The 5,176-nt window shown below is 73.7% G+C and carries 3 protein-coding genes; all 3 read left to right on the top strand.

What is annotated here, in order from left to right; translation table 11 throughout:
• Positions 1-3,676: amidoligase family protein (locus GUY59_RS45910; protein WP_161715089.1), on the top strand; the 3,676-nt coding region annotated here is incomplete at its 5' end.
• Entirely contained in the window at positions 3,673-4,206 is a 534-nt protein-coding gene (locus GUY59_RS45905; protein WP_138208623.1) for a hypothetical protein, read from the top strand. The genes GUY59_RS45910 and GUY59_RS45905, both read left to right, overlap by 4 nt.
• 525 nt (positions 4,207-4,731) lie before the next feature.
• On the top strand, positions 4,732-5,176 hold a 445-nt coding region (locus GUY59_RS45895; protein ID WP_201762137.1), incomplete at its 3' end, for a ThuA domain-containing protein.

The following is a 5,176-nucleotide window of genomic DNA, read 5'->3' as shown; positions in this document are numbered from 1 at the left end:
CACCACCCCCGTCCCTTCGGTCACCGCCGCCCACGCCTCCAACGGCGCCACCTACGCTTCCGCCGCCCCCAGCACTCCCGCTGACGGAACCCCGGCCAACAGCGCTCCGGCCAACAGCGCTCCGGCCAACAGCGCTCCGGCCAACAGCGCTCCGGCCAACAGCGCTCCGGCCAACAGCGCTCCGGCCAACAGCGCTCCGGCCAACAGCGCTCCGGCCTCCGGCACCGGCAGGCCTTCGGGCGCGGGCACGCTCCCGGGCGCGGGCACGCCCCCCGGCACGGGCACGGCACCCGGTACGGGCACCGACGGCGGCAGCGGTAGCAGCGGCTCGGGCATGTCCGGCACTTCGCCCGTGCCTGTTCCGCGAGCCGCGGACGGGTCGCCTCCGGCGGGTGGAGGTGACGACGTCCCGCGGGGCGCCGGCGGCTCGGCCGTGGTGCTCCATCCGCAGCCCGGGCACCACGAGGACGTCGGCGCCCTGATCAATCGGCAGACGCCCGAACCGGGTGGCGCCCTCGGCCAGCCGCACCGGGGGGAGACGATCGTGGGTGAGGTCACCCGGCGCCACGACACGCCCCTGTCCGGCCCCGAACACGCCGGAAGCCCCGCACGTCCCGCGCAGCTCCACCCGGCCGAGCCGAGCCCGATCGGCGAGCCGTCCTCCCAGGGGGTACGGCCGGCCGGACTCCCACGTGGTCCGCTGCTCACGGCCAATGTCCTGCCGATCAACGTCCCCTCGGGGAGCACGACCGACCAGCACCCCGCTCACGTTGTGGAACCCGTGGATCCCGGCTCCGCGCAGGAGAGAGCAGGAGGCGCCGGCCACGGTCGTGCCGACCCCGCGCCTGAGCGGGCCGGGCGTCCCGACCACGTCGACCACGTCGACCACGTCGACCACGTCGACCACGTCGACCACGTCGACCACGTCGACCACGTTCGCCGGCGGCCGGCGTCCGGTGAACCGGTGGGTGGTCAAGGGGAAGCGGCGAGCGCCGCCCGGCAGCCGCGCGACCCCGGTACGCGACCGCCCCACGCCGAGCCGGTGACCTTGACGTCGACGTGGACGCCTCATGACGGGAGGGCGCCGGTGCTGGACCCCGTGGATCCCATGGGCGCCCGCCCGGCACCCGGTGAGTTCTGGCCGGTCGCCGATTCCCGGTCGCGGAACTTCGCTGAGGCCGCGGCGGTGGTGCACCGCTGGACGCCTCCCGGCGGGGACACCCCGCGGCCCGTACCCGATGCGGAGCTCCTGGCCGAGGGCCGGCGGCTGAGGCGGGAACTGGGCGTCGTCAACGACAGCGAGACGACGGCGAGGGCTCTGGCGCGGATGAGCAGGATCTCCGGCGAGCCGGCGGCGCAGCGGGCCGTGCACCGGCTGGCGGACGAGGTCGGCCTGCACCGGGACATCGACGCCCTGGTCGACCTCTACAACGACGCTGAGCGGTTCGCGATGGCCCCGGACGGCGCCGCCGGTCGTGCCGCGCTGGCGGACACCCTCAGGGCGTGCATGGCGGCGGATTCCTTCCGCTGGAAGGGCTACCGCCATCGGGAGTTGTTCGGGCTGCGGGAGGTCACCGCCGCGCAGGCGCGTACGGCCGGGCTCATGCTCAGGATGATGGGGGAGCCCCTGACCCAGAGCAGGGTCAGGGATTTCGTCGCTCCCCTGCGCAGCGGGCAGGTGGGGCCGGGTCCTCATCGTGTCGCCGAGCTGTTCGTGGCCGTCCGTACGGCCCACGAGAACGGTTATCTGCCGGCCGGGGAGGGCGAGGCCGGCGCCTTCCGCCGAGGCATGGAGCAGTTCTGGGACGAGGACCCTGCCCTGTGGACCGGGATGGTGCTCGCGGAGAGGCACGCCGTACCGGAGCCCGGCGACGCGACGGCCCGGCTGCTCGCGCACCTCGACGGGATCGTCGACCGCCCGAGGCTCGGCGGGGGGCACGACGGGTCCGCGCTGGCGCGGTTGTCGCTGGACGCGGGCCTGGGCGGCTCCGTCAGGCATCTCGTCCGCCTGGCGGAGGAGTCGCAGGCGTACGGCGCCGACCTCGTACGGGCGACGAACGCCCAGGAGCTCACCGGTCTACTCGTCGCGCACCGGGAGCGGGACCCTTACCTCTGGGACGGGCTGCGGCTCGCGGAGGAGCACGGTTTCGCGCGTCCCCGCGACGACGAGGCGCGCTCGCTGGCGCGGCTCGCCGAGCTCGCCCGCTCGGAGACGCCGTCCCGGTTGTGGGCGTTCGATCCGCTGCGCCGGCTGGCCACCGAGGCGGGGTTCGGCCATTCCGTGGAACGGCTGACGCGCAGGGCGGCCGACGTGTGGCAGGCCGGGTTCGACTTGTTCGGGCCGGTGGATCGGAGGGAACTGCTCGACGCCCTCGCCCCGCCCGCCGGCCGTGGCGCGGCCGGGCGGTGGCAGGGGCCGCGGCATGTCCCGCCGGGGTTGCACGATCTGTCCCCGGCGGTCGTCAGGGAGGCTCGGCAGGCCGCGGTCCGGGAGCACGCGCAGGCACAGGAGGCGTACGACCGTGCCCATTCCCGGCTGCGCCGCTCGTTGTCCCGGTTGACCGGCCCCGATCCGCTGGCCGTGGCGGAGCGGGAACGGGTAGCCTCGCTGGACTCCCGCGTCGAGGCGTGGCGGCGCTGGCCGGAGCGGTCCGAGGTGTCGTACACGAGGGACTTCTCCGCGTTCCGCCATGCCTACGAGCGGGTGATGGAACGCGCGGTCGCGGGGGAGACGGTGATCCCGTACATGATGAGGAACGCCACCGCGTCCCTCGCCGACCGTGACCGGGGGAGGGGGTTCGGGCTGGAGCTGGAGTTCGACCTGCCGGACCGTACCGACGTCATGAGGCTGGAGGCGATCGCCCGTTCTCTGCACGAGGCCGGTCTGACCGGCGACGCCCAGATGCACGGCCGCCACACGATGCGCGGTGCCGGTTACCGTCCGGGCAAGGAGGGCGGGCGCGGTCTGTGGAGCCTGGAGCGGGACGGCACGGTCGCGGGTGAGCTGGTCTCGCCCATCCTGTACGACGAGCCCGCCACGTGGGAGAACCTCCGCATCGCCTGCGAGATCATCCGCTCCCACGGCGGCACGGCGAGCGTCTCGACCGGCGGGCACGTCCACGTGAGCGCCCACGACTACGACCACATCGTGGAGCACCACGCCGGGCTGCTGCGCTACGCGGGTCACCACGCCGACACGCTGTTCAGGCTCGCGCAGAACCCGGAGCGGGCGAGCCACCGGGGCCTGGCCTACTGCTGGCCGAACAACCTGCCCGCCGCGGGCTACCAGCCGATCGGCCCGGCGGCGTACGCCGCCGGGCCCCGCGAGGTGGCGCTGAACATGGAGGCGGTGCGCGGCAGCGCGCACGACCACGTCGAGCTGCGGTTGTGGGACGGCTCGCTCGACCCCGCCGTGATCCAGTCGCAGGTCAAGGTGTCGCTAGCGCTGGTCGAGGCGGCGTTGCGCACGGCGGCGCTGGGCGATCGCCCCAACGGCGGCCGGCACGACGAGGTGGGCGCCCACGCCGAGCTCTTCGCGCACGATCCCGCGCTGGACGTCACGGAGCGGGGCAGCCTGGCCTTCCGTACGCTGATGGACGAGCTCTTCTGGCGGGCCGCCGACAAGGAGCAGCTCACGGCCCTGTACGCCGCCACACGGTGGGTGCCGGGCACATGAGGGGACACGACGCCGTCGTGGTGGTCCGTAACGGCTCATCGGCGGAGGTTCCTCCGGCCGCTCCCGTCAGGAACGACGGCCGGCCGTACCGCTTCGAGATGATCTTCGCGGGCGGGAGCCTCCGCGGGTACGCCGACGACGTGGCCGACCTCGTCGGGCTGCTCATTCCCGGGTACGGCGAGCTCGACACCGACGGCGAGCGCGCGGCGGCGCGGGTGCGGCTCGCCATGGACGTGCAGGTCGGGCTCCAGGCCCGGCTCGCGGCCGGACACCGGCTCGACGCCTGCGACGACGCGGAGCGCGCCGTGATCCTCGGCGGCCGGCACGAACCCCCCGCCCCCGTCAGGTGGAAGGCGCCGGTGCCCCTGGTGCTGGTCGCGGCCTTCTACGAGCCCGCAGGCCCGCTGCCCAGGCCGCAGGGGCCTGCCGACCTGCAGATCTGGCTCGACCCCGCCGGCGATCGGACCCTGCTGACCAGCCTGCACGCCGCCGGCGCGATCACGCTGAACATCAGGGCCGAGGCGCCGTGAGCCGGCGGCCGTGGGGCGTTCCGTTTTCCCTTCCCCAGCGCCCTGCGCCGGACGACCGCCATTCGACGAACGACCCCCCGCGACCGCCGGAACGCGAGACCCCACGGCACGTGCGGTCGAACGAACCACGGCAGGAACGCGACCTGTCGTGGGCCGCGCCGCAGGCGCAGGGGGGAACCAGCGGTCCACCGCCACCAGCGTGCGCCCGTACCGGGCCGCCGAGGTGGCGCGGGCCAATGTGTGGTTCTCGGCCATGTCAGGCGTCCTCGCAAAGAGGGCGCGGCCACACGATGTTCAGCGGCGCGTCCCTCTTCGCCAGCGTCAAGGCGCCGTCCCGCCAACGGAACGCGCTACGCGTGTACTCCGCCGACAAGCGCGACGTCTTCTTGCTCTTGGAGGCCGGGCTGAGATTCGTGCGGCAGTCCGATACGGCGGCCGGCCCGGCGGCGAATCGCCTACCCCTGCCCTGCTCCGCAGAAGCCCGATTCCCCCCGCCTGAAGGCGGGGTTTCCTCGGAGGTATCTGATGAACGCCCGATCCGTCAACGTCCTGGTGTGGGGCGAGAACCGGCACGAGCAGACCGAACCCGGCGTGGCCGAAATCTATCCCGACGGCATGCACAACGCCGTCCGCCGCGGCATCGAGCACTGGCTGGGAAAGCGGGCGAGCGTCACCACGGCCACGCTCGACGACCCCGAGCACGGCCTGACCGAGGAGGTGCTCGCCGGCACCGACGTCCTCACCTGGTGGGGCCACGCCGCGCACGGCGAGGTGTCGGACGAGGTGGTCGACCGGGTGCACCGGCACGTCCTGGCGGGCATGGGGCTGGTGGTGCTGCACTCGGGACACTTCTCGAAGATCTTCATCAAGCTCATGGGCACCACGTGCACGCTGCGCTGGCGCAACGCGAACGACCGCGAGCTGGTCTGGACGGTGAACCCCTCCCATCCCATCGCCCGCGGCATCCCCC

This window comes from Nonomuraea sp. K271 (assembly GCF_009908215.1).
Taxonomy (GTDB): domain Bacteria; phylum Actinomycetota; class Actinomycetes; order Streptosporangiales; family Streptosporangiaceae; genus Nonomuraea; species Nonomuraea longispora.
The sequence above is the reverse complement of the archived record's forward strand: the minus strand, read 5'-3'. Positions and strand labels throughout refer to the sequence as shown.

Excerpts from the sequence above, each read along its gene's own strand:
- GUY59_RS45905 (WP_138208623.1), top strand. The coding sequence starts at position 3,673 with ATGAGGGGACACGACGCCGTCGTGGTGGTCCGTAACGGCTCATCGGCG.